The sequence below is a fragment of the Rhizobium sp. Leaf453 genome (genome assembly GCF_001425605.1).
Taxonomy (GTDB): Bacteria; Pseudomonadota; Alphaproteobacteria; order Rhizobiales; family Rhizobiaceae; genus Pararhizobium.
In genome coordinates this window covers 675,281-697,283 of sequence record NZ_LMRG01000001.1, presented here as the reverse complement: position 1 = coordinate 697,283, position 22,003 = coordinate 675,281, and the positions used below count along the sequence as shown (strand labels likewise).

Below are 22,003 nucleotides of genomic sequence, written 5' to 3'. Positions count from 1 at the left end.
TGCATGACTGTGCTTGTAACAGGTGGCGCTGGATATATCGGAAGTCATATGGTCTGGGCGTTGATCGATGCCGGCCACGACGTCGTGGTGCTGGATCGACTGTCGACAGGTTTCCGTTGGGCCTTGGCGCCGGAAGCTCGCTTCTATCTCGGCGATGTCGCCGACAGGATCGTCCTGCACCGCATTTTCCGCGAAAACCAGATTGAAGCGATCGTGCACTTTGCCGGCTCCATCATCGTGCCGGAATCGGTCGCCGATCCACTGTCCTACTATGAGAACAATACCGTCAAGACGCGCGAACTGATCGCCGCAGCCATCGAGGCCGGTATCAAGCATTTCGTGTTTTCGTCGACTGCTGCCGTCTACGGCACGCCAGACAATCCGCTACCCGTTCGCGAGACGTCAGCGCCGCATCCGGAAAGCCCGTATGGCATGTCGAAGCTTATGTCGGAGATCATGCTGCGCGATGCGGCCACGGCCCATGATTTCCGTTATGTCGCCTTGCGCTATTTCAACGTTGCGGGCGCAGATTCACGGGGCCGCACCGGGCAGTCGACGATCGGCGCGACGCATCTGATCAAAGCGGCCTGCGAAGCCGCACTCGGCAAGCGCCACAAGGTGGATGTCTACGGAACCGATTATCCGACGGTCGATGGGACCGGCGTGCGCGACTACATCCATGTCTCCGATCTTGTTGCGGCGCACATGAAGGCACTCGAATATCTGCGCGACGGTGGAGAACCGCTGGTTGCCAACTGCGGCTATGGCGAAGGCTATTCCGTCCTGCAGGTCCTGCAGGCTGTCAAGCGGGTACACGGCCGAGATTTCGCGGTCAACTATTCGGAACGGCGCCCGGGGGATGCCGCCATCATCGTCGCAGACCCGACCGTCGCCCGCATGAAACTGGACTGGACGCCGGCATTCGATGATCTCGACCTGATCATCGGCTCAGCGCTCGATTGGGAACGTCATCTCGCTCGCAAGAATAGCTACGACGACAAGGAAGTCCCGCGTCGGTTTATGGCGCTGCGGCGTTGATCTGAAAGCGCGGAGCTTGCCGTCGCACCAGTTTGACGACAGCTTCAAGCTCTAGGGTGCCAGTCAGGATAGACTGACTGGACCTGGAGCATCATGGATTTTCCGCGCCTCAAGAACCGTATGACCGCAAGGCCGCTGGCCGTGCGGCTGACGACGGCGCGCAAGCCCGGCCCCAATCCGCGACGGACCGGTATCCATCCCATTTCCCTCCGCCATGTGACCGCCGCCCTTGCCGGCGATCACCGTCGCATCTAGCCGGAGGATGACATGAAAGCGGTCATTCTCGCCGGCGGCCTCGGTTCGCGCATCGCGGAAGAAACCCATCTTCGCCCCAAGCCGATGATCGAGATCGGCGGTCGCCCGATCCTCTGGCACATCATGAAGCTCTATTACGCCCACGGCGTGCGCGACTTCATCATCTGCTGTGGCTTCAAGGGCTACATGATCAAGGAATATTTCGCCAATTACGGCCTGCACATGTCGGACATTACCTTCGATCTGGCAGAAAACTCGATCGAGTTCCATCGGCAGAGCGCCGAGAACTGGCGGGTGACGCTGATCGATACCGGCGAAAACTCGATGACCGGCGGCCGTCTCAAGCGCGTGTCCTCGTACCTGAAGAACGAGGAAGCATTCTGCTTCACCTATGGCGACGGCGTCAGCAATGTCGATATCGGTGCGACGATCGCCTTCCACAGGAGCCATGGCAAGCAGGCGACGGTGACCGCCGTTCGGCCGCCGGCACGATACGGCGCGCTACAGTTGGACGGCAACGAGGTGCAAGGCTTTATCGAAAAGCCGGAAGGCGAAGGCGGCTTCATCAATGGCGGCTTCTTCGTGCTGTCTCCCCGCGTGATCGATCGGATCGAGGCGGATCATTCGAGCTGGGAAGGCGAGCCGCTGATGGGGCTCGCCAAGGACGGCGAACTGCAGGCCTATCTCCACGAGGGCTTCTGGCAACCGATGGATACGCTGCGCGACAAGAACCATCTCGAAACCCTTTGGCAAAGCGGCGCTCCGCCGTGGAAAAGCTGGTGATGCCTATGACAAACGAATTCTGGCGCGGAAAACGAGTTCTGGTCACCGGACATACCGGCTTCAAAGGCAGCTGGTTGACGCTCTGGCTGCGCGAACTCGGCGCCGATGTTTCGGGCCTTTCGCTGGCGCCGCAGACCGATCCGTCGCTTTTCATGCTGCTGGGCGGCGATACGTCCGGACCGGGTATCATCGATATCCGTGACCGCGATGCCGTCAACAATCATGTACTGCGCACCAAGCCGCAGGTGGTTTTCCACCTGGCCGCACAGGCGCTGGTGCGCGCTGGTTACCGCAGCCCGGCGGAAACCTACGACATCAACGTCCTCGGCACGGCCAACCTGCTCGATGCGCTGCGTATGTCGGAGGACGTGCGTTCGATCGTCGTGGTGACGACGGACAAGGTCTATCACAATGCCGAAACCGGTCTCGCCTTCATGGAGACCGATCCGCTCGGCGGCCACGATCCCTACAGTGCCAGCAAGGCGGCAGCGGAAATCGTCGCGGCAAGCTATCGTTCCTCCTTCTTCGCGGCGCGCCAGATCGGCCTTGCCACGGCGCGTGCCGGCAATGTCATCGGTGGCGGCGACTGGGCGGAAGACCGGCTGATTCCGGATGCCGTGCGGGCCTGGCAGAGCGGCGAGACGCTGCAGGTGCGCCGTCCGCGCGCCGTGCGCCCCTGGCAGCACGTGCTGGAGCCGCTCGGCGGTTACATGGTTCTGGCCGAGCGTCTCTGGCAGATGCCGGAGGGCATCGAGAGCTACAATTTCGGACCCGATCACGGCGAAGCGGCCTCGGTTGGCGCGGTGCTGAAGATGGCCGAGCGTCATTTCGGCGGTGGCGCGATGCTGCTGGGCGACGGAACCGACGGTCCGCACGAGGCAGGCTATCTGGTCCTCGACAGCAACAAGGCGAAGGCCGAGCTCGGCTATCGTCCACGCTGGCGGCTGTCGGAGACGGTCAAGCGGACGATGGAATGGTATCGCGCCCAATGCGACGGGCAGGCGGCGCTGGAACTCTGCCTTGCCGATATCCGTGACTTTGCCGGCCTGTCGATTGCGGCCGAGCCCTTGAGGGCGGCTGGATGAGCGGGCGCTTCACGGCGCACGAAACGCCGCTTCGCGGGCTGTTCGTGATCGAGCGCAAGACCATGTCGGACGACCGGGGCTTCCTGTCCCGGCTTTTCTGTGCCGAGGATCTGGCAGCCTTCGGCTGGCAGGGAAGTATCGCCCAATTGAACGAGACGGGAACGCGGCAGCGGGGGACCGTACGCGGCATGCATTTCCAGCGTCCGCCGCATGCCGAGATCAAGCTTGTCACCTGCACGCGCGGCCGTATCCTCGATGTCGCCGTCGATATCCGCAAGGAATCTCCGACCTTCCTCCAGCATTTCGCAATCGAGCTTTCGGAGGACAATGGCAAGTCCCTGCTGATCCCGAAGGGTTTCGCCCACGGCTTCCAGGCGCTGACCGATGATGTCCGGATGATCTACGCGCATTCGCAGGCTTATGCCGAGGAAGTAGAAGGCGGTCTTAACCCGCAGGATCCCTCGCTTGCTATCGACTGGCCTCTGCCGGTGATCAACCTGTCGCCGCGCGATGCGGGCCATCCGCTGCTGGCACAGGATTATCGTGGAGTTGCCGCATGAAATGCCGCCACTGCGGATCGACGCATATGGTGCCGTTCCTTGATCTCGGAACCGCGCCGCCGTCCAATTCCTATGTCCGGACCGATGAACGGCATATGCCGGAACTCTGGTATCCGCTGGTCATCCGTACCTGCGCGGAATGCCGGCTGGTGCAGACCGAAGATTTCGCCGATCGCGAGACCTTCTTCTCGTCGAGCTATGCCTATTTCAGCTCGTTCTCGACCTCCTGGCTGAAACATGCCGAACGATATGTCGCTGACATGCAGACCCGGTTCGGCCTGACATCATCTTCCATGATCGTGGAGATCGCTGCCAACGATGGCTATCTCCTGCAATATGCCAAGGCGCGCGGCATCGGCTGCCTGGGCATCGAGCCGACGGCGAGCACGGCGGCTGCGGCGCGTGAAAAGGGCATCGAGATCATCGAGGAGTTCTTCGGCGCGGAACTGGGCGAAAAGCTGGCGGCGGAGGGGCGTTCGGCTGACCTGATGGCCGCCAACAACGTGCTTGCCCATGTGCCGGATATCAACGATTTCGTTGCCGGCTTCGCCCGTCTGCTGAAGGCCAACGGTGTCGCGGCCTTCGAGTTTCCGCATCTGCTCAACATGGTGCGAGAGGCACAGTTCGATACGGCCTATCACGAACACTATTCGTATCTGTCGCTGACGGCGGTGAAGCGCGTGTTCGAGGCCAACGGGCTGTCTGTCTTTGACGTCGAGACCACGCCCTGGCATGGCGGCAGCCTGCGGGTGTTCGCGCAGCGCAGCGATACGGGGACGCATGCCGTCACCCCAGCCGTGGCCGAGACACTTGCCGCCGAACAGGCTGCCGGCATGCTCGAAGATGCCTTCTACACGAATTTTCAGGATGCGGCGCAGACCGTGCGGGACGGCTTCCTGAGCTTCCTGATCGAGAGCCGTCGGGCGGGCCTGAAGGTCGCCGCCTACGGCGCGGCCGCCAAGGGCAACACGCTGCTGAACTTCGCCGGCGTCAAGCCGGATCTCCTGCCATTCGTCGTCGACAAGAACCCGGCCAAGCAGGGGCTTCTGCTTCCCGGCAGCCGTATCCCGGTTGTCACCGAGGACATTCTCAAAGCCGAAAAACCGGAAAGGGTGGTCATACTGCCATGGAACCTTCAGGCCGAAATCAAACAGCAGCTTTCGTATATCAGCGATTGGGGTGGCAAGTTCGTAACGGCGGTGCCGATGCTGACGGTGCATCCGTAGCCGAGGTTACCCTGCCGGAAGCCGCGCTCGAAAAGCCGGTCAAGAAATCGGACGCAGCGAGCGTCAAGATCGGCTGACGCCGACTATCGACCGCTGTCGCCGAGGACTTCGAGTTCGTGCTCGATCGAGTGCTGGACGAGGCGCGCCCAGATATCCTCGTAGAAGTCGGGATTCAGTCCGGCCTTCTCGGCATTCTTGCGTGCATTGCGTCGCACCTGATCGACCCGGGTCGGGATGTCGGCCTTTAGCCCGGCATCTTTCTTGATCTCCGCCGCGCGCCCGATATAGCCCCAGCGCTCCTTGAACAGGGCGATCAAGGCTTGGTCGATCCGGTCGATCTCAGCGCGGATGTCTGCCATCGATGTGCAGTCTGCCGGGCTTTTCTGCATGCGGGTCTCCGAAGTCATTCAATGCGATCCATGCTGCATCGCAAGACCGCTCGTGTCGCTGCTTAGCAAGCAAGCCCTCTCCTGAAAAGCTGAAAACCGGTGCCGTGGACGATGGGTCGCGGGCAAGCTTCGCGAAAGCCCTCGTGTCTAGTGTTCGGCAAACGGAGAAATTTCATGTTCGCCCAGCCGAAACTGACGATTTGTGTGCCCTCACGGAACCGCCAGCGCTATTTCCAGGAAACGATCAGAAGCCAGCTGATGAACCTGCGTACAGACGTGGAGTTCGTGTTCGCCGACAATTCCGATGACGCCTCGATCATGAACAGCTTCATGGAAGATGTGATCGCCGATCCGCGCGTGAAATATTTGCCGTCCACCGGTCGCATCCTGCCGATGGTGGAAAACTGGGATCGCTGCGTTGAGGCCGCGACCGGCGAGTTCATCTGCATGATCGGTGATGACGATTATGTCGATGTCGATGTGATCGACTTGCTCATCCGTTCGCAGCAGGAGCACAAGACCGTCGATGTGTTGGTCTGGAGCCGCCTGACCTATAACTGGCCGGGCAACCGTCCGAACCATTGCAATGTTTCCGTGCCTCTGAAGACCGGTGTGCACCGCGTGTCGCGCGCGGTTGCCTATCAGGAATTCTTTTCCTGGAGAGGCGGCAAGGCGACACCGAACATGAGCTTTTGCTTCTATCACAGCGCGGTTTCCAAGCGGGTGATGGACAAGATCAAGGCGAAGTTCGGCGGCAAGTATTGCGAATATCCGGTCGTCGATTTCGAGAATGCCTGCAAGGTACTCGTTACGGCAGAGCACATGTTCTACTCGGAGCGCCCTTTCTCCGTTCTTGGCTCATGCGCGGACAGCAACTCTGCCAAGCTCAAAATTACTGAAAAGATCAACGAGATGCATGCGGCCTTCATGGTTGAGACCGGCCGCAACATTGACGAAGATCCGCACATGAAGAATTTTCCCTTCCCGTCGATCCTCGGTCTTGCCGCCTGCATTGCGCAGACTCAGCATTGGTTCCTCACGACCTATGGCTACAGCCCCATCAAGGGCTGGGAAGCGAATTTCGCGGAAGCCTGCGGTATCAATTGCGGCATAATGGGCAATGTCGAGGCCTATGAGGGCATGATCGCGGGATATCGTGCCGCCTTTACTCGCTGGCATGGGGGCAAATATCTGAAGAACTTCAAGCCGGTCGATTATGTCGAGCCGGCCGGTGCCAAGTTTTTCACCGGCGTCGCCAACGACTTCCTCTTGATCGACGAAGAGATCGCGGGCGTCCAGACGCCGGCGGAACTCTATCACCTGGTCGATCAGATGATTGCGCCGGTGAAGGATCTTGAACTGAAATTCAACGAGCATTTCAAGGCTGCGTAGGCAGACGAGGACCCGGCGAGGCTCGCATGGCGGACTGCTCGAAAGAGCTGCGTGCCTCGCCGGCACTTTCCCCGCACCGCGCGTCGGAATTGCGACATCGAAAGGATGTGAACAGCATGATTCAGAATGAGGTGATCATCCCCGCTTCGGTAAGGGACGACTTCGCGGCCAAGGGTTATGCGATACTGCCGCAATTCTACGACGCGCAACGCGACGTGGCGCCGATTCAGGAAGGTATTCGGGTCATCCTCGAGCTGCTCTGCGCCAAATATGACGTGGATGCGCCGACGGATACAGCCTGGAACGCGATGACGCTGGCCTATCCGGCGCTGATCGCCAAGAACCGTGCCTGGGGCGGCGAGGTCTATGATGCAGTCAAGCAGATCCCGGCCTTCATGCTGCTCGTCACCAAGGCCGTCAACCAGACGGTTTTCCAGCATCTGCATCCGGAGTCCATTCCGGGCATAGCCGCCGGCGGATATGGCATCCGTATCGACAATCCTGGCGAGGAGAAGTTCCGCGCCCAGTGGCATCAGGAATTCCCGGGTCAGCTGCGCAGCCTCGACGGCGTCGTCTTCTGGACGCCACTGCTGCCGGTGACGCCAGACATGGGCCCCGTTCAGATCGCCGCGGGCTCGCATGCCGAAGGCCTGATTCCGGTCTATCGCGATGACGCGGGCCTCGGCAAGAAAGGCGCCTATGCGCTGTTCATGGACGGCTGCGAGGAGCGCCTGGCGAAATACGAGGTCGTCGCGCCATTGACCAATCCGGGTGACTTGATCCTCATGGACTTCCTGACCATGCATCAGGGCGGACACAATGTCTCGAAGATGCCGCGCTGGAGCATCCAGTTCCGCTATTTCAACTTCGCCGATCCGCTCGGAGTCCGCATCGGCTGGTGCGGCTCGTTCGCTGCCGGCGTCGATTTTTCCAAGGTTCTGCCGGAACTGGTGACCGACGGGGAGACGTCTATATGACGACGACCACATGCCGGGTTTGCGCGACGCCGATCGCCAAGGCTTCCTACGAGGCTTCCGCCCCGGCGCTGACCTCGATGATGGCCTTCATCGATATTCCGACGCTCGCCTATGTCTGTGACGAATGCGGTCACGCGCAATGCGCCGACCTGCCGGATATCGACACGTTCTACGATACGACCTACCGTATCTCGCTGGAATCGGACGATCACGACCAGATCTTCGCCGTTGCCGCGGATGGCACGCCGATCTACCGCACGGACCATCAGGCCGCGATCGGGTTGAAGCTGATGGATTTGCCGCAGGGTGCCTCGATCCTCGATTACGGCGCGGGAAAAGCCGACACGCTGCGCAAGATGTGCCGCGCGCGTGCTGATCTTCACCCGCATGTCTTCGACGTCAGCCGCGACTATGTGGCGGCATGGAACGGATGGGTGAAGCCGGAGGATCAGGCGAGCTATACCGTTCCGGATAGCTGGACCGGACGCTTCCAGGCAATCATCAGCCATTTCGTCATCGAGCATGTGGCCGAACCTGTCGCGTTCCTGAAAACGCTGCGCGCACTGCTGGCGCCGGGCGGAAAGCTTCTTCTCTCCATGCCCGATGTCGCAGCCAATCCCGGCGACATGACGGTGGCTGATCATCTCAATCATTTCAGTATCGCCTCCTTGAAAAGCGCGCTGGCGCTTTCCGGCCTCAAGCTCGAAACCGTCGATAGCGCCGCCTTCCCAGGCGCCTTCTTCATCGTCGCGGGCCGGCTGGAAGAGACCGCAGCGGAAGCGGTCGACCGGCAGGAAGTTGCCGATGCCGCCTACAAGGCCAAGGAAATCTGCGCCTTCTGGAGGGATGCAACCGTTCGGCTCGACGGTGCGGCCAAGCAGTTTTCGGGCAAGCGTGGGGCGATCTACGGTTCCGGCTTTTACGGCAGCTGGATTTGCAGCCGCATCGAGGCCGATGTCGATTTCCGCGTCTTCCTCGATCAGAATCCGAAACTTCAGGGATCGGTTCATTTCAACCGTCCAGTCCTGTCACCGGCGAAGCTGGAAGACGACGTCGATGTCGTTTTCGTCGGGCTTAATCCGTTGAAAGCGCGCGCGGCCATTGCCGGCCAGGCGGCACTGCATCGTCCGGGGCTTGAACTCGTCTGGATCGACGGCTGAGGCAGGCGTTACAGCCAGCCTCGCGAAAGGCTTTGGCGATAGTTTGACCCGGTCACATTGCCCGGACAGCCGTCGTCACGGGCGGAAGGTCGGGACTGCTTGAACGGATCATGAGCCGGAATATCGTTATCTCACAGTCGATGTATTTCCCCTGGGTGGGTCTGCTGGAGCAGATTCGGCTGGCGGATGTCTTCGTGCATTATGATGACGTGCAATATTCCAAGGGAAGTTTCAGCAACCGCGTCCAGGTGAAGGGTGTCAACGGTGTGAGCTGGATGACACTACCGCTGCGCGACTATCATTTCGGCCAGAGGATTGACGAAGTGATGCTCGACGACCGCACCGACTGGCGCAGCCGGCATCGCGAAATCCTGCGGCAGGCCTATCGCAAGGCAGCGTTCCGTGACGAGATGCTCGGCGTTGTCGACCGCGTCTTCGCGCAGGATGCCCATACGGTCGCCGATATCTCGCGCCTCTCCATGCTGGAACTCGCAGCCTATTTCGGTCTCAGCCCGAGGTTCCTCTCTTCCGAGAACCTGCCCGTTCCCGGCGCGAGCAGCGAGCGGGTCTGCGATATCGTCGAGCATCTGGAAGGCACGGTCTACATTACCGGCCACGGCGCCCGGCGTTACCTGAACCACGGCCTGTTCGAGGAAAAGGGCATTTCCGTCGAATACATGCGCTATGAGCGCACCCCCTATCCGCAATTGCACGGCGACTTCACCCCTTTCGTCACCGCATTGGACCTGATCGCCAATTGCGGTGTTGAAGGCGCTGCCATGATCAATTCGGGAACGATCGGTTGGAAGGAATTCACCCAATGACGACAGAAAATCTGGATGCAGTCACATCCGAGTATCGTCCGAATGCCGCAACGGCCATCGAAAACGATCTCATCCTCAACTGGTACCCGGAGCGCATCATTCGCCGTTTCGGCAAGGTCGGTTCGATTCTCGAACTCGGGATCGGTCACGGCTACACGCCGGGCCTGTTCAACGCCGCCTGCGATCGCCATGTGATCATCGAGGGTTCGCAGCTGGTCATCGACCTGTTCAAGGAAAAAAGCCCGGATTTCGCTGGCGAGGTCGTGTTCTCCTATTTTGAGGATTTCGAGACCGCAGAGCGCTTCGACGTCATCGTTATGGGCTTCATCCTCGAACACGTGGATGATCCCGGAATGCTGCTGGAGCGTTTCAAGAAATTCCTGAAACCAGGCGGACGCATTTTCGTCGCCGTTCCCAACGCCAAGTCGATGAACCGGCGTCTCGGCGTCGAGCTCGGCAAGATCGACGACATCTACAGCCTCAACGCCAACGACCACGCGTTGGGTCACAAGCGGCAGTATTGCCGCGACACGCTGAAGCAGGAAATGCAGGATCACGGTTATGCGGTGAGCCTCGAAGAGGGCATCTACCTGAAGCCACTGCCACTGGCTGTCCTGAAGACTCTGCCGGACTTCCAGGAAAACCTCGATGCCATGCTGCGGGTCGGCATCGACTTCCCCGATCTCTGCGTCGCCCTGTTGATGGAAGCCACGCTACAATGAAAACCGCCGCCGTCATCGGCGCGCGCTCCATGCTCGGCAGCCAGCTGGTCAAGCGGCTGCATGAGCGGGGTATCGCGACGGTGACCATCGGGCGCTCCGCATCCGACGATATTGTCTTCGACCTGACGGATGCCGCTGCCTCGATACCCGAACTCATCAATGCTGACGTGGTTTTCCACTGCGCCGCGAGCTTCGCCGGTGACAGCGATGACGGATTTCGCCAGAATTTCGCGGCCAATGCAGCCAGCGCCTTCTCTGTTGCCGGGCTAGTGCGCGATCTCAAGGCGACCGCGCTCATCTATGCCGGATCGGCCTCGTCCGACAGCACACTGGACCCCGGCAATTTCACGTCCTATGGCCTGAGCAAGGGCATTGCCGAGCAGGTTTTCGACTGGTCGCTGCAACGTCAGAAAGTCCGGTTCTGCAGCCTGCGTTTCTCCCAGCTGTTCGATGTCGAAGGTCGCTGCTGCGACCATCAGGCCTGGTTTGGCCGGATTATCGCCTATGCATCGCGCGGTGAGGATATCCGCATGCCACGATCGGATGGCGTCCGTAATTTCCTGCATGTGCACGATGCGGCTGACCTGATGATCCGGGCGGCAAAAAGCCAGGTAAAGGGTGTAATCGATATTGCACATCCCGAGTCGCTGACGATCGAGGAGATCGCCGATCTCGCTTTTGAGGTTTTCGGGCAGGGCGGCCGCTCCGTCATCGTGCCGGAGAAGACGCCGTTTCGGCCGATCCATTTTCCGAGCGGGATTGAAGCCTTCGCCGCGCTCGATCTTCATCCTGCCATCGGCATGCGCGATGGTATCGCGATGATCCGTGATGCCGGAACCGCGACCGCCTTCGGACCCATGGACCTGACATGATGATGCAAGCAACGAAGAGACCCGGAGACGCGATCACTGTCGTCGTGACGGCGGTCGGTGCGTTGATCGGCCAGGGGATCATCCGGTCGTTGAAGCTGTCGGGCCTTGATGTTCGCGTCATTGGCGTCGACCGCGATCCGAACGGCATCGGCCCCTATTGGTGCGACGCGTTTTTCGCCAAGCCGGCCATCGATGAGGGTTCAGACGCCTATCTCGATTTCTGGAAGGATCTGCTGCGTGACGAGGCTGTCGATCTCGTCCTGCCGGGGCTTGAACTCGATGTCCTGTTCTTCAGCCGCAATCGTGCGGCCTTCCCGGATCTTCATGCGCGCATCGTCCTCAACGATCCCGCCGTCATCGAGTTGGCGCAGGACAAATGGGATTTCGGCGTTGAACTCGAACGGCTCGGCCTGCCGGCCATTCCCGCGCGTCTGGGTGCCGGCTTTGCGGATTGCGTGCATGATCTCGGCCTGCCGCTTCTGCTCAAGCCACGGCAGGGTAACGGTTCGCGTGGCATCGCAGTCTTGAAGGACGAGGACGATTTCAACTACTGGAGCCGCAAGAGCAAAGACGACTTCCTGATCCAGAAATTCATCGGCAGCGACGAGCACGAATTCACCGTTGGCGCGTTTGGTTTCGGCGATGGCACGGCCCTGCCGCCGATCATCTTCCGCCGCAAACTCTCGGTTGCCGGCAATACCCAATATGCCGAGGTGGTGGATCATCCCGTGCTGGCGGAGACCGTCGCGAAGCTCGCTTCGATCTTCAAGCCCGTTGGCCCGACCAATTACCAGTTCCGCATGGATGGTGACACGCCCTACCTGCTGGAGATCAATCCGCGTTTTTCCAGCAGCACGTCGCTGCGGGCCGCCTTCGGCTATAACGAGGCCGTCATGTCGGTTGAATACTATCTCTTGGGCCGGAAGCCTTCTGCACCAGACGTTCGTCCGGGCCGTGGCTGGCGCTACTATGAAGACTATGTGGTGACATGATCGCAATCATCTCGGACATCCACGGCAATCTTCCGGCGCTGAAGGCGGTGCTGGAGAAGATTGACGCGCTTGGCTGCGAGCGGGTCCTCTCGCTCGGTGATGTCGTTGGCTATTACGCCCAGCCTGGCGAATGCGTCGATCTCCTGCGCGCGCGCGGTATCGTCAATATTCTCGGCAATCACGACCATTACATTGTCAGCGGCGAGGGCTGCCCGCGTTCCAAGCTGGTTTCCGATATCACCGAATATCAGCGTGGCATCATTTCGCTCGAGCAGGTGGAGTGGCTCGCGCAGTCCAAATCCCATATCATCGACGGAACAACCTATTTCACCCATGGCGGTTGGCGCGATCACGTCGACCAGTATCTCTACCAGATCTCCGACGAGGACCTGCCGGAGGGGGCGGAAACCTTCTTTGCCGGCCATACGCATGTGCAGGTTCGGCTCGATGTCAACGGCCGGACATTCTGCAATCCCGGCGCTGTCGGCCAGCCCCGCGATGGCGACAGTCGTGCGGCATTTGCCACGTTCGAGGACGGGGTGATCGAATTGCGGCGGGTCGATTACGACATCGATGAGACAGCCTTCCACATGCAGGCTGCAGGCTTTCCGGCGCGGTGTTATGAGAACCTCTATATCGGCGCGCAGATCGGTGGCCGGATCGACAAGGTCACGCTGGCGGAGTGAGGGCTTCGTTCTGACCGAAATCCAGGCGGAGGCACCCCCCTCTGTCGGCTACGCCGACATCTCCCCCTCAAGGCGGGAGATGAGCCGCAAGCCTCGTGCTCACCTTATTGGGATGCGTTTAGGGGAAGGTTGATCTCCCCCCTTGAGGGGGAGATGTCACGGAGTGACAGAGGGGGGTGAACCTCCTCAATCTCGCGGTCGATTAGCGATCTCCCGAGGAGCCAACGGAAAAGACTGCTCGCAGAGAACTCAAAAAATTCTTAACCAGCGTCCGGCAAACGAACACAATATCCACCAGGCGAGGAAGCCAACACGAGCTTGCCGTTGATGACGGGATCGACGTGGAAGCGGTCGGTTTCCTTGAGATAGTCGTTGAGCGCGCTCAGCGGCTCGTCGCCGGCGAACCAGGCTTTCGAGCGCTTCTTCGGGGCCTGTTCTGCGGTCCAATGGGCGGCGGCGGTGTCGGCGACGACGAGATAGCAGCCTTCCGTGACCAACGGACCGTAGGCGCGGCATTCGGCGAGAACATGCTTGTACGAATGGTCGCTGTCGAGCACGACCATGACGCGGGCGCCCTCTGGAATCAGGGCACGGACTGCATCCAGCGTGCTGTCGTCCACCGAGCCGCCCTCGATCAGGGCGATCCGGCTTGCCATCGGATGCGTTTCGATCGCTTCGCGGTTATGGGCGCGGATATCGATGTCGACCCCGATGATCTTACCCTTGTCATTGCCGGTCATGGCGAGCAGCGAGGCCATGAAGATCATCGAGCCGCCGCGCGCAACGCCGGTTTCGATGATGATGTCGGGGCGGGTGTTCCAGATGACTTCCTGCGTTGCCATGATATCGGCGGGCAACTGAATGATCGGAACGCCCATCCAGCTCCAGAGATAGGAATAGTCGTAGGTATCGAGCGCCAGCATGGTGTCGATCGATTGCTTGAAGACCTTTTCGTCCTTGCCCAGCGCCAGGCACATCGCTTCCTTGTGGGCTTCGAATTCCTGGCGGTCGTCTTTGGTGGTCATGGAATGGTACGCCTTTGTTTCAAGCGGATTTGGCCAGGCGCTGTTCGCCAGGCAGGGCAGCCGCAGAACGGCTGTCGATCAGGCCGATGACGACATCGGCCACACGGGCAATCTCGTCTTCTGCCATGTCATGATAGCTGGGCAGGTTGATGGCCCGCTCCGGAATGTCCCAGGCATGCCGGTTGCCGCGCTTTTCCTCGAACATCGGCAGGCTGCTCAACGGATGGAAGAACACGCGCGCGTCGATATTGGCGTCGTTGAAGGCCTGCTGCAGCATTTCACGCGTTATGCCGAGATCGCGATCGAACACCACGGTCGGCATCCATGCGCCGTTGACGGTGCCGGGCGCTTCCGGATTGAGGCTGATGCTCTGGTAGGACTTGAGTTTTTCGCTGTAGCTTTGAAGAATCTCGCGTTTGCGGGCGATCAGGCCTTCGATGCGTTCCAGTTGGCCACAGCCGAGGGCTGCCTGGATGTTCGACATCTTGTACTTGAAGCCGACATCATCGGGCCAGAACTGCTTCTTCTGGCTGCGGGCGCGGCCGTGATTGCTCAGCGTCAGGACCTTTTCGAACAGGGCGCTGTCTCTGGTGACGAACATGCCACCTTCGCCTGTTGTCAGCGTCTTGGTGCCGTGAAACGAGAAGGTACCGAAGATGCCCATGGAACCGGCGCGGCGGCCATGCCACTCGGAGCCGATCGCTTCGGCGGCGTCCTCGATGACGGGAATGGAGTGGCGGCGGCCGATCTCCAGGAGACGGTCCATGTCGCAGAGATTGCCGTAGATATGGGTGGCGATGATTGCCTTGGTTCTGGGGGTAATGTGACGCTCGACATCATCGGGGTCGATGCACCAGCTGTCGGGCCGGACATCGACGAAAACTGGAGCGGCGCCGAGATGGACGACAGGCGCCGCCGTCGCGATCCAGTTGGTGTCGGCGAGGATGACCTCGTCGCCTTCGCCGATACCGAGTGCCGCGAGGCCCATATGCATGGCGCCGGTGCAACTCGACGTCGCGATGGCGTGGCCAACGCCGAGATGACGACGAAAGCCGTCCTCGAAGCGGACGATATAGTCGTAGCAGCGCTCGCCCCAGCCGTTCGCGGCGGCATCCGTGGCATAGGCCACTTCCAGCTCAGTGATCGAGGGCTTGGTGTAGGAGATGCGTGCTGGCGTCGCGGTCATGCTGAGGCTTTTGTATCGTCGCGCATGACGCCGCCGCAGATCAGTCCGACGGGTGCCAGCATCAGCCTGACGGTGTTGTAGAACTCGCCGGCATCCTGCGCGCCGCCGAGGAAGCGGTCGACCAGCAGAGCCTTGCCGTGCAGGCCGCGGCGCGTGTCGTGCGCGCGGACGGGGTGGAATTCCGGACGGAAATACGGGGCGAGATGTCCACCTTCGAATTCGCGTAGCGCCGCGAAATAGGCGTTGCCCTTGGCCGTGAAGGCCTCGCGGCTGGCCTCCATCATGCATTCGATCGTCAGCGCACGCACGAAGGCTTCGCTATTGCCGGACCAGGGCGAGCCGAGTTCGCGCAGCACGTGGAACTGCACCTCCGCCACCGCGCCGGCGATGCCGAGGCCTGAATGGAAGGGGAAATTCCAGGGATGGCGCGGCGCTTCCGGCGCATAGGCCGAGGTACTGATCGCCGACATCGGCCGGGAGCAGAAAGCGAGTTCGTTGGCGAAGAGAACGACTTTCGCCGCCCACTCATATTGCGGCAGCGGTGTCGACCAATCCTGTGCCTCGGGCAGATCCAACAGGGCATCGATGAGGGAGCGGCGAATGGCGGCGTGATAAAGACCGAAAGGCATCTTCGGAACGCTCAGGCTGTTTTCCCAGCAGAAGAAAGCCTTGAGCATCGCGGTCTTGTCGAAGGTCTCGATCTGGTAGCCGGCGGGGATGGCGACGGAGCCCGCCTTGCCGCGTTCGGCATGACGATCGATCTGGAACGCGTTCCAGGCCAATGCATCGACATTCGGAGACGAGGCCTCAAGGAAAGCGACCATGACGGCGAGGTCACTTTCGATCATGTCGCCGGGCATGACCAGCGTCACCCAGTTGCCCGTGGTGGCGGTGACGGCCTGGCGCCAGAGAGCCTGACGGCTGATGCCCGCTTCTGCATCGGTGACGCGAATGCGGGCATCACCGGCCACGAGGCTGAGAAGCGCCTCGGACATGACCACGTCTGCGGGCCGGGCAATGACGATCTCGAAATCGGCGGTCCTGTTTTCCATCAGCGCGGCGATCAGCGACAGGGCATCCTGCGCTTTGGTTTCCAGCGGAATGCAGATCGAGAGTTGTGTCATGGCTAGCCTCGCGACGTCAGCAGGATTAGCGCAAGCCGTGGGCACGGCGGCAAATCCGGAATTGGTCACGTCAGCAGACAAGTAACTTCCGCATGGAGGAGGGTGCGGTCCTGTCTCCTGCCTGAAGCCATTGCCTGCTGACGTGTGCCTTAGAGGTAACGTGGGAAACTTGAGCGAGGCTTTGCAAGGGCGGACAGGTCCGGTAGCCGCCGACAGTTTGCCTTTTCATCAACTTGTCGGCTCTTTTGAACCTGATTTTCTTAAAAATGCGGATTGTGTAAAATTCTACGCATCCATTTAAGCGGCCCGCAAACTGTGGCGGCTATGGTCATCTCATCGGAGAACGGAACCAGCCAGACGGTTTCGCAGCATGACGCTTTCCCCGCAGCCGGAATGAATCCGGCGCTCTTAGACTCGACGCTGTCCGGACAGGGGCAGACGGACGGGATAGAAACAGGGACAGGGTCATGCTGAAGAGAATTTTCGTTGCGATCGCAATGTCGATCGGTATTGCTGCCACTGCCGCTCTGCCTTCGCAGGCCATGAGCATCTCATCTGCCGCCCGCTCCATCAGCGCGACCGTGCCGGTCCGCAATGTCGAGCTCAGCGAGCGCACCAAGCTTTCCTACCAGCTCTTCTGCCTGCAATATGGCAATGAGTGCCGCACTTCGAACCGCAACGTCATCGCCTATACCAACAAGGTGCGCACGGTGCTGGCCTCGGTCAACCGCAGCGTCAACCGCGTCATGCCGGCGATCCGCGCCCAGCGCGAGTTCCTGTCGCTGAACCAGCTTCCGGGCACGAGCGACGAATATGCGATGATGAAGCGCAGCCAGCTGATCCGTGCCGGCCTTCCGGCAGGCGCGATGCGGGTCGCCAGCGTGACCTCGCCGGAAGGCCGCAGCCATTCGGTCCTCGTGGTCACCACCTCGAACGGCGAGTTCGTGCTGGACCACCGCCAGGCACCGGTCCTGAAGCGCCGCGACACCGGCTACAGCTTTGCTGCACTCAGCACCGTCCGCTTCTTCGACTGAAACGTTCCAGGATCGATGTCGCCCGAAACGGGCGACCGAAGCCAAAGTTTACTGACGACTGTCCCAACTTGCCGCAGGAAATTGTCCCTTCCTGCGGCCTTTTTCTGTTCCGAAATTACTTTCGAGCGAGATAGGCTTCCGCCAGCTCCGTCCAGAAGGCGGCACCGATCGGCAGTAGATCGTCGTTGAAATTGTAGCCGGGATGATGCAGCGACTTTTCGTTTCCGGTGACGCTGGTGCCGAGGAAGAAATAGGTGCCGGGCCGTTCCTGCAGCATGAAGGCAAAATCCTCGCTGCCCATGAAGGGGCGTTCGAGATCGACGACCTTGTCCTTGCCGGCAAAACGGATGGCGAGCTCGCGGACGAAATCCGTCTCGGCCTTGTGGTTGATGGTGGCGTCATAACTGCGCTGGTAATCGACCGTTGCCGTCATGCCGAAACTTGCCGCCTGGTTTTCGGCAATCAGCCGGATGCGGCGCTCCAGTTCGTCGCGGACCTTCGGGTCGAAGGAACGGATGCCGACGACAATCTCGGCGCGTTCGGGAATGATGTTGCTGGCCGAGCCGCTGTGGAACGAGCCGACAGTGATGACGGTCGGGGCCATCGGATGGATATTGCGCGAGACGATCGATTGCAGAGCCATGACGATCGAGGCGCCGCAGACGATGGGGTCGGCGGTTTCCTGCGGCTCGGCGCCGTGGCCGCCCAGTCCATGCACAGTGATCTTCGCCTCATCGACCGCCGCCATGATCGGGCCTTCGCGCAGTGCGAACTGGCCGAACGGCAGGCCGGGTTCGTTGTGGAGCGCGAAAACGGCGTCGCAGGGGAATTTCTCGAACAGTCCCTCATCCATCATGATCTTGGCGCCGCCAAAATTCTCCTCGGCCGGCTGGAAGATCAGGTGGACGGTGCCGTCGAAATTCTTCCGCTCGGCAATGGCGCGGGCGGCGCCCAGAAGCATGGTCGTGTGGCCGTCATGGCCGCAGGCATGCATCAAGCCGGGTGTCTTCGATGCATAGTCGAGCCCGGTCTCCTCGAAGATCGGCAGGGCGTCCATGTCGGCGCGTATGCCGATCGAACGCTCGCTCGTGCCGTTCTTCAGAGTCGCGACGAGACCGGTCTTGGCGAGGCCACGGGTGACGGTGTAGCCGAGGCCTTCGAGGCAGGTGGCGACGAAATCCGAAGTGCGGAATTCCTCGAGCCCCAGCTCCGGATGGGCATGCAGGTCATGGCGGATCGCGACCAGTTCCGGCATGGAATTGGTCAGGTTGATGTTCATTGTCATGTCAGGCACCACGCGTTGGAATGCGATTTTCAAGATAACGGAAGGCCATGACAAGAATACCGGTCAGGCACATGTAAATGAGCGCCAGCAGCAGCAGCGGCTCATAGGTTATGTAGGTGTCCTGCCGGACCTTGGAGATGACCGCATAGACATCGATCACTGTGATGGTCGCGACCAGTGGGGTGGCCTTCAGCTGCAGTACGGTTTCGCCGTTGAGCGTCGGCAGCGCACGGTGGATGGCGCGCGGCAGCCAGATACGGCGGAACATGGTCCAGCGGCTCATGCCATAGGCGCGGGCGGCCTCAAGTTCACCGGCCGGCACGCCGGCAAAGGCCCCGCGCATGACCTCGCCCTCGTAGGCCGCAAACGAGATCGTCAGTGCCGCAACGCCATAGGGCCAGGATTCGCGAAGATAGGGCCAGAGGAAGGATTGGCGAATAGCCGGAAACTGCGGGAAGAGTGAGCCCAAGCCGTAATAGAGAAGCCAGAGTTGCAGCAGCAGCGGCGTGCCGCGAATGATCGTGCAGAAGGTCTTGGCCAGCGCCTTGAGCGGCCAGGGCCCGGTGACCTGCACGAGGCCAAGCGGCACGGCCAAGACAAAGCCGAGGATCGCGGTGCTGAACAGCATCGCGAGCGTAACGATAATGCCATGGCCGAGCTTGGGCAGATATTGCGGAATCCAGTCCCAGCGCATGAACCAGGCGATGCAGAAGACGAGCACCGCGGCGATCAGGATGAGGACGATCCGGTGCGGCCTGAAGAAACTGTCCGCCGTGGGCAGGTCTTCCGGCAGGATCGCCATCGCATGGGTGGTGACATCCGGGGGCGTGGTGTCGGGGAGCGGAACGCCGGTCATGACTGCTCCACGAAACCGCGCCGGGCGCGACGCTCGATGATCTTGATGACGAAATCGGAGACCAGAGTCAGCGCCAGGTAGAGCGCTCCGGCGGCGCAGAAAAACAAGAGATAGGCCTTGGTCGCTCCGGCCGCCTGGCGGGTAACCAGCGTCAGTTCGGAAAAGCCGACGACGGCCAGCAGGGCAGTGTCCTTGGTGGCGATCAGCCAGAGATTGGAAAGGCCGGGAATGGCATAGGGCAGCATGGCGGGCAGCGTGATACGGGTCATGACCTTGGTCGGCGACATGCCATAGGCACGCGCGGCCTCGATCTGCCCGGCCGGCACGGCCTTGATGGCGCCGCGCAGCACTTCGGTGGAATAGGCACCTTGGACGATCCCGATGACGAAGATGCCGGCGGCGAGCCCACTGATATCCACTTCGCTGAATCCGAACAGCCCGAGCAGGTGGTTCAGCAGATCGGTGCCCGCGTAATAGAGCAGCAGGATGAGAACAAGCTCTGGCACCGCGCGCACGATCGTCGTGTAGCACTCCATCAGGTCGCGTGTGATCGGCCCGCCATAAAGCTTGCCGACCGCGCCGCCGATGCCGAGCACCAGCCCGAACGTATAGCCGCCGATGGCGATCACGATCGAATTCATGAGGCCCTTGAGCAGCACGCCGCCCCAGCCGGGCGGCTCGAGCGCCAGCAGGCTCCAGTTGATGAGGGATGCGGGATCAGCCATGGACGTTCAGCTTGCTCTTGAGTTTGCCCCTCACCCTAACCCTCTCCCCGCATGCGGGGAGAGGGGACGATCGAGGTTGCCGCTTGTCCTTCTCCCCGTCAAAACGGGGAGAAGGTGCCCGATAGGGCGGATGAGGGGCGAAGCCGCCACCTCATCGGTTGGCAATCATTCCCCGTAGATGTTGAAGTCGAAATACTTCTTCGAGAAGGTGTCGTAGGTGCCGTTCTCGCGGATCGCCTTGATGGCGGCGTTGAGCTTGCCCTTCAGCTCGTCTTCGCCCTTGCGCAGGCCGATGCCGACGCCGGCGCCGAGGATGGCCGGATCGTCCTTGACGTTGCCCTTCAGGTCACAGCAGGCCTTGCCCTGGTCCGTGGCGAGGAAGGCGCCAAGCGCGATCGCGTCGGCCTGCACGGCATCGAGGCGGCCGGCGGCGAGGTCGTTGTTGGCTTCGTCCTGCGTCTGGTATTCCTTCACGGTCGCGCCATTCTCGCCGAAATACTTGTTGGCGTAATCCTGGTGGACGGTGGAGACCTGAACGCCGATGGTCTTGCCCTTGAGGCCTTCAGGTGTTGCTTCGAAGGAAACATCCTTCGGGCCGATGACACCGGTCGGCGTGTTGTAATACTTGTCGGAGAAGTCGATGGTCTTCAGGCGTTCCTCGGTGATCGACATGGAGCCGATGATGATGTCGATCTTCTTGGAAGTCAGCGCCGGAATGATGCCGTCCCAGGCGACAGGGGTGATCACGCATTCGAGCTTGGCCTCGGCGCAGATCGCCTTCTGGAACTCCACTTCCCAGCCTTCCCAGTTGCCCGACGCATCCGGCGAGGTAAATGGCGGATAGGGCTCTGCGGCAAAGCCGACCTTGATCGGATCGGCAGAGGCGGCGCCTGCGGCGGCGATGCCGAGAGCGAGTGACAGGGCAATGGTCTTGAGCGTCTTTTTCATGCTGTTTCCCTTTTTTGGTTTTTGCAGTTTTTGATCTCAGTGAATCGAGCTGATGAACCTTTTCAGCTTTTCGGATTTCGGGGATCCGAAGATCTCGTCCGGCGGCCCCTGTTCCTCGATGACGCCGTCGGCCAGGAAGACGATGTGATTGGCGACGTTGCGCGCGAACTTCATCTCGTGGGTCACGAGGATCATCGTGCGCTTCTCCTTTGCGAGATCGCCAATGACGGTCAGCACTTCGCCGACGAGCTGTGGATCGAGCGCCGAGGTTGGCTCGTCGAACAGCATGACCAGCGGCTGGATCGCCAAGGCCCGGGCGATCGCCGCACGCTGCTGCTGCCCACCGGACAGGAAGGCCGGATAGGCGTCGCGCTTCTCGAACAGACCGACACGGCGCAGCAGCGCCTCCGCCGTCTCGATCGCCTCGGCCTTCGACTTGCCGAGCACGTGGACAGGAACCTCGATGACATTCTGGAGGATGGTCATGTGTTGCCAGAGGTTGAAGCTCTGGAACACCATGCCGAGCTGTGTGCGCAGGCGTTCGACCTGCTTGCGATCGGCGGGCATCTGGCCGCCGCGCCCGTCCTTCTTCATGGCGATCGTCTCGCCATGGATCGTGACCGTGCCGGCTGTGGGCAGTTCCAGCATGTTGATGCAGCGCAGGAAGGTCGATTTGCCGGAGCCGGAGCCGCCGATGATGGCGATCACGTCTCCCTGGTTGGCGGTCAACGAAACGCCCTTGAGCACTTCCAGCGGCCCGAAGCGTTTGTGGAGTTGTGAGACCGCAATTGCCTGGGCAGGTATCGTCATGAATGATCTGCCCGCAAGAGGCAGGATGCCGGTTTCGAACGCATGAAAA

24 protein-coding genes are annotated in these 22,003 nt (G+C 60.9%); 15 read left to right on the top strand and 9 right to left on the bottom strand.

Annotation, left to right across the window (positions count from 1 at the left end):
* Positions 1-3: 3 nt before the first annotated feature.
* The 6 genes from galE to ASG68_RS03335 all read left to right on the top strand — a co-directional run bounded on the left by galE (position 4) and on the right by ASG68_RS03335 (position 4,947).
* Positions 4-1,038 carry a UDP-glucose 4-epimerase GalE gene (galE, locus tag ASG68_RS03355; protein ID WP_062583140.1) on the top strand — a complete coding sequence of 345 codons (1,035 nt, stop codon included), beginning with the start codon at positions 4-6 and terminating at the stop codon, positions 1,036-1,038.
* Positions 1,039-1,131: 93 nt separating this feature from the next.
* A complete protein-coding gene (locus tag ASG68_RS31085) occupies positions 1,132-1,293 on the top strand; it encodes a hypothetical protein (RefSeq protein ID WP_156373765.1) in 162 nt (53 codons plus the stop codon).
* A 12-nt stretch (positions 1,294-1,305) separates the two neighbouring features.
* Positions 1,306-2,076 (top strand): glucose-1-phosphate cytidylyltransferase, encoded by a 771-nt coding sequence (gene rfbF / locus ASG68_RS03350; RefSeq protein ID WP_062583142.1) that lies wholly within the window; start codon positions 1,306-1,308, stop codon positions 2,074-2,076.
* Positions 2,076-3,161, top strand: coding sequence for a CDP-glucose 4,6-dehydratase (gene rfbG / locus ASG68_RS03345; RefSeq protein ID WP_062583143.1), 1,086 nt, complete (start codon positions 2,076-2,078; stop codon positions 3,159-3,161). The genes rfbF and rfbG overlap by 1 nt, the downstream gene beginning before the upstream one ends.
* Complete coding sequence (locus tag ASG68_RS03340) at positions 3,158-3,721, top strand: dTDP-4-dehydrorhamnose 3,5-epimerase family protein (RefSeq protein WP_062583146.1); 564 nt, start codon at positions 3,158-3,160, stop codon at positions 3,719-3,721. Before rfbG ends, ASG68_RS03340 begins: the two co-directional genes overlap by 4 nt.
* Entirely contained in the window at positions 3,718-4,947 is a 1,230-nt protein-coding gene (locus tag ASG68_RS03335) for a class I SAM-dependent methyltransferase (protein WP_062583148.1), read from the top strand. Before ASG68_RS03340 ends, ASG68_RS03335 begins: the two co-directional genes overlap by 4 nt.
* A gap of 83 nt (positions 4,948-5,030) precedes the next feature.
* On the opposite strand, the gene ASG68_RS03330 is transcribed toward ASG68_RS03335, so the two are convergent.
* Complete coding sequence (locus ASG68_RS03330; protein WP_062583150.1) at positions 5,031-5,336, bottom strand: chorismate mutase family protein; 306 nt, start codon at positions 5,334-5,336, stop codon at positions 5,031-5,033.
* Between the two features lie 111 nt (positions 5,337-5,447).
* On the opposite strand from ASG68_RS03330, the gene ASG68_RS03325 reads away from it, so the two are divergent.
* The 8 genes from ASG68_RS03325 (at position 5,448) to ASG68_RS03290 (ending at position 12,961) form a co-directional block, all read left to right on the top strand.
* Positions 5,448-6,728: a glycosyltransferase gene (locus ASG68_RS03325; protein ID WP_082478224.1), complete on the top strand. Its 1,281-nt coding sequence runs from the start codon at positions 5,448-5,450 to the stop codon at positions 6,726-6,728.
* A gap of 116 nt (positions 6,729-6,844) precedes the next feature.
* Complete coding sequence (locus ASG68_RS03320) at positions 6,845-7,705, top strand: phytanoyl-CoA dioxygenase family protein (RefSeq protein ID WP_062602703.1); 861 nt, start codon at positions 6,845-6,847, stop codon at positions 7,703-7,705.
* Entirely contained in the window at positions 7,702-8,865 is a 1,164-nt protein-coding gene (locus ASG68_RS03315; RefSeq protein WP_062583153.1) for a class I SAM-dependent methyltransferase, read from the top strand. Before ASG68_RS03320 ends, ASG68_RS03315 begins: the two co-directional genes overlap by 4 nt.
* 110 nt (positions 8,866-8,975) lie before the next feature.
* Positions 8,976-9,689, top strand: a complete 714-nt coding sequence (locus tag ASG68_RS03310; RefSeq protein WP_062583155.1) for a WbqC family protein — start codon at positions 8,976-8,978, stop codon at positions 9,687-9,689.
* Entirely contained in the window at positions 9,686-10,411 is a 726-nt protein-coding gene (locus ASG68_RS03305) for a class I SAM-dependent methyltransferase (RefSeq protein WP_062583157.1), read from the top strand. The genes ASG68_RS03310 and ASG68_RS03305 overlap by 4 nt, the downstream gene beginning before the upstream one ends.
* Positions 10,408-11,283: an NAD-dependent epimerase/dehydratase family protein gene (locus ASG68_RS03300; RefSeq protein WP_062583159.1), complete on the top strand. Its 876-nt coding sequence runs from the start codon at positions 10,408-10,410 to the stop codon at positions 11,281-11,283. The genes ASG68_RS03305 and ASG68_RS03300 overlap by 4 nt, the downstream gene beginning before the upstream one ends.
* On the top strand, positions 11,280-12,275 hold the full coding sequence (locus ASG68_RS03295; RefSeq protein ID WP_062583161.1) for an ATP-grasp domain-containing protein: 996 nt from the start codon (positions 11,280-11,282) through the stop codon (positions 12,273-12,275). The genes ASG68_RS03300 and ASG68_RS03295 overlap by 4 nt, the downstream gene beginning before the upstream one ends.
* A complete protein-coding gene (locus ASG68_RS03290; RefSeq protein ID WP_062583163.1) occupies positions 12,272-12,961 on the top strand; it encodes a metallophosphoesterase family protein in 690 nt (229 codons plus the stop codon). The genes ASG68_RS03295 and ASG68_RS03290 overlap by 4 nt, the downstream gene beginning before the upstream one ends.
* A 260-nt stretch (positions 12,962-13,221) precedes the next feature.
* Here ASG68_RS03290 and ASG68_RS03285 read toward each other — a convergent pair whose 3' ends face one another.
* From ASG68_RS03285 to ASG68_RS03275, 3 genes are read right to left on the bottom strand one after another with little or no spacing between them, the layout of a single operon-like run.
* Positions 13,222-13,986 (bottom strand): cephalosporin hydroxylase family protein, encoded by a 765-nt coding sequence (locus ASG68_RS03285; RefSeq protein ID WP_062602591.1) that lies wholly within the window; start codon positions 13,984-13,986, stop codon positions 13,222-13,224.
* A 19-nt stretch (positions 13,987-14,005) separates the two neighbouring features.
* Entirely contained in the window at positions 14,006-15,172 is a 1,167-nt protein-coding gene (locus tag ASG68_RS03280; protein ID WP_062583167.1) for a DegT/DnrJ/EryC1/StrS family aminotransferase, read from the bottom strand.
* Positions 15,169-16,296, bottom strand: coding sequence for a hypothetical protein (locus ASG68_RS03275; protein WP_062583170.1), 1,128 nt, complete (start codon positions 16,294-16,296; stop codon positions 15,169-15,171). The genes ASG68_RS03280 and ASG68_RS03275 overlap by 4 nt, the downstream gene beginning before the upstream one ends.
* Before the next feature lie 467 nt (positions 16,297-16,763).
* Between ASG68_RS03275 and ASG68_RS03270 the strand changes: the two genes are divergently transcribed.
* Positions 16,764-17,330 carry a transglutaminase-like cysteine peptidase gene (locus ASG68_RS03270; RefSeq protein WP_062583172.1) on the top strand — a complete coding sequence of 189 codons (567 nt, stop codon included), beginning with the start codon at positions 16,764-16,766 and terminating at the stop codon, positions 17,328-17,330.
* Between the two features lie 115 nt (positions 17,331-17,445).
* Here the strand turns inward: ASG68_RS03270 and ASG68_RS03265 are convergent, their stop codons facing one another.
* The 5 genes from ASG68_RS03265 to ASG68_RS03245 all read right to left on the bottom strand — a co-directional run bounded on the left by ASG68_RS03265 (position 17,446) and on the right by ASG68_RS03245 (position 21,954).
* Entirely contained in the window at positions 17,446-18,615 is a 1,170-nt protein-coding gene (locus ASG68_RS03265) for a M20 aminoacylase family protein (protein WP_062583174.1), read from the bottom strand.
* Between the two features lies 1 nt (position 18,616).
* Entirely contained in the window at positions 18,617-19,417 is an 801-nt protein-coding gene (locus tag ASG68_RS03260; RefSeq protein WP_062583684.1) for an ABC transporter permease, read from the bottom strand.
* Positions 19,418-19,467: 50 nt separating this feature from the next.
* Entirely contained in the window at positions 19,468-20,196 is a 729-nt protein-coding gene (locus ASG68_RS03255) for an ABC transporter permease (RefSeq protein WP_062583176.1), read from the bottom strand.
* Positions 20,197-20,361: 165 nt separating this feature from the next.
* On the bottom strand, positions 20,362-21,144 hold the full coding sequence (locus tag ASG68_RS03250) for a transporter substrate-binding domain-containing protein (RefSeq protein WP_062583178.1): 783 nt from the start codon (positions 21,142-21,144) through the stop codon (positions 20,362-20,364).
* 36 nt (positions 21,145-21,180) lie between these two features.
* Entirely contained in the window at positions 21,181-21,954 is a 774-nt protein-coding gene (locus tag ASG68_RS03245) for an ABC transporter ATP-binding protein (protein ID WP_062583685.1), read from the bottom strand.
* Positions 21,955-22,003: the final 49 nt, after the last annotated feature.

What these genes read in the sequence shown, in the direction of transcription:
- ASG68_RS03330 (WP_062583150.1), bottom strand. Translation starts at nt 5,336, where the DNA reads ATGCAGAAAAGCCCGGCAGACTGCACATCGATGGCAGACATCCGCGCT.
- ASG68_RS03290 (WP_062583163.1), top strand. Translation starts at nt 12,272, where the DNA reads ATGATCGCAATCATCTCGGACATCCACGGCAATCTTCCGGCGCTGAAG.
- rfbF (WP_062583142.1), top strand. Translation starts at nt 1,306, where the DNA reads ATGAAAGCGGTCATTCTCGCCGGCGGCCTCGGTTCGCGCATCGCGGAA.
- ASG68_RS03320 (WP_062602703.1), top strand. Translation starts at nt 6,845, where the DNA reads ATGATTCAGAATGAGGTGATCATCCCCGCTTCGGTAAGGGACGACTTC.
- ASG68_RS31085 (WP_156373765.1), top strand. Translation starts at nt 1,132, where the DNA reads ATGGATTTTCCGCGCCTCAAGAACCGTATGACCGCAAGGCCGCTGGCC.
- ASG68_RS03340 (WP_062583146.1), top strand. Translation starts at nt 3,158, where the DNA reads ATGAGCGGGCGCTTCACGGCGCACGAAACGCCGCTTCGCGGGCTGTTC.
- rfbG (WP_062583143.1), top strand. Translation starts at nt 2,076, where the DNA reads ATGCCTATGACAAACGAATTCTGGCGCGGAAAACGAGTTCTGGTCACC.
- ASG68_RS03285 (WP_062602591.1), bottom strand. Translation starts at nt 13,986, where the DNA reads ATGACCACCAAAGACGACCGCCAGGAATTCGAAGCCCACAAGGAAGCG.
- ASG68_RS03325 (WP_082478224.1), top strand. Translation starts at nt 5,448, where the DNA reads ATGGGTCGCGGGCAAGCTTCGCGAAAGCCCTCGTGTCTAGTGTTCGGC.
- ASG68_RS03250 (WP_062583178.1), bottom strand. Translation starts at nt 21,144, where the DNA reads ATGAAAAAGACGCTCAAGACCATTGCCCTGTCACTCGCTCTCGGCATC.
- ASG68_RS03300 (WP_062583159.1), top strand. Translation starts at nt 10,408, where the DNA reads ATGAAAACCGCCGCCGTCATCGGCGCGCGCTCCATGCTCGGCAGCCAG.
- ASG68_RS03275 (WP_062583170.1), bottom strand. Translation starts at nt 16,296, where the DNA reads ATGACACAACTCTCGATCTGCATTCCGCTGGAAACCAAAGCGCAGGAT.
- ASG68_RS03245 (WP_062583685.1), bottom strand. Translation starts at nt 21,954, where the DNA reads ATGACGATACCTGCCCAGGCAATTGCGGTCTCACAACTCCACAAACGC.
- ASG68_RS03260 (WP_062583684.1), bottom strand. Translation starts at nt 19,417, where the DNA reads ATGGCGATCCTGCCGGAAGACCTGCCCACGGCGGACAGTTTCTTCAGG.
- ASG68_RS03280 (WP_062583167.1), bottom strand. Translation starts at nt 15,172, where the DNA reads ATGACCGCGACGCCAGCACGCATCTCCTACACCAAGCCCTCGATCACT.
- ASG68_RS03335 (WP_062583148.1), top strand. Translation starts at nt 3,718, where the DNA reads ATGAAATGCCGCCACTGCGGATCGACGCATATGGTGCCGTTCCTTGAT.
- ASG68_RS03295 (WP_062583161.1), top strand. Translation starts at nt 11,280, where the DNA reads ATGATGATGCAAGCAACGAAGAGACCCGGAGACGCGATCACTGTCGTC.
- ASG68_RS03255 (WP_062583176.1), bottom strand. Translation starts at nt 20,196, where the DNA reads ATGGCTGATCCCGCATCCCTCATCAACTGGAGCCTGCTGGCGCTCGAG.
- ASG68_RS03305 (WP_062583157.1), top strand. Translation starts at nt 9,686, where the DNA reads ATGACGACAGAAAATCTGGATGCAGTCACATCCGAGTATCGTCCGAAT.
- ASG68_RS03270 (WP_062583172.1), top strand. Translation starts at nt 16,764, where the DNA reads ATGCTGAAGAGAATTTTCGTTGCGATCGCAATGTCGATCGGTATTGCT.
- ASG68_RS03310 (WP_062583155.1), top strand. Translation starts at nt 8,976, where the DNA reads ATGAGCCGGAATATCGTTATCTCACAGTCGATGTATTTCCCCTGGGTG.
- galE (WP_062583140.1), top strand. Translation starts at nt 4, where the DNA reads ATGACTGTGCTTGTAACAGGTGGCGCTGGATATATCGGAAGTCATATG.
- ASG68_RS03265 (WP_062583174.1), bottom strand. Translation starts at nt 18,615, where the DNA reads ATGACAATGAACATCAACCTGACCAATTCCATGCCGGAACTGGTCGCG.
- ASG68_RS03315 (WP_062583153.1), top strand. Translation starts at nt 7,702, where the DNA reads ATGACGACGACCACATGCCGGGTTTGCGCGACGCCGATCGCCAAGGCT.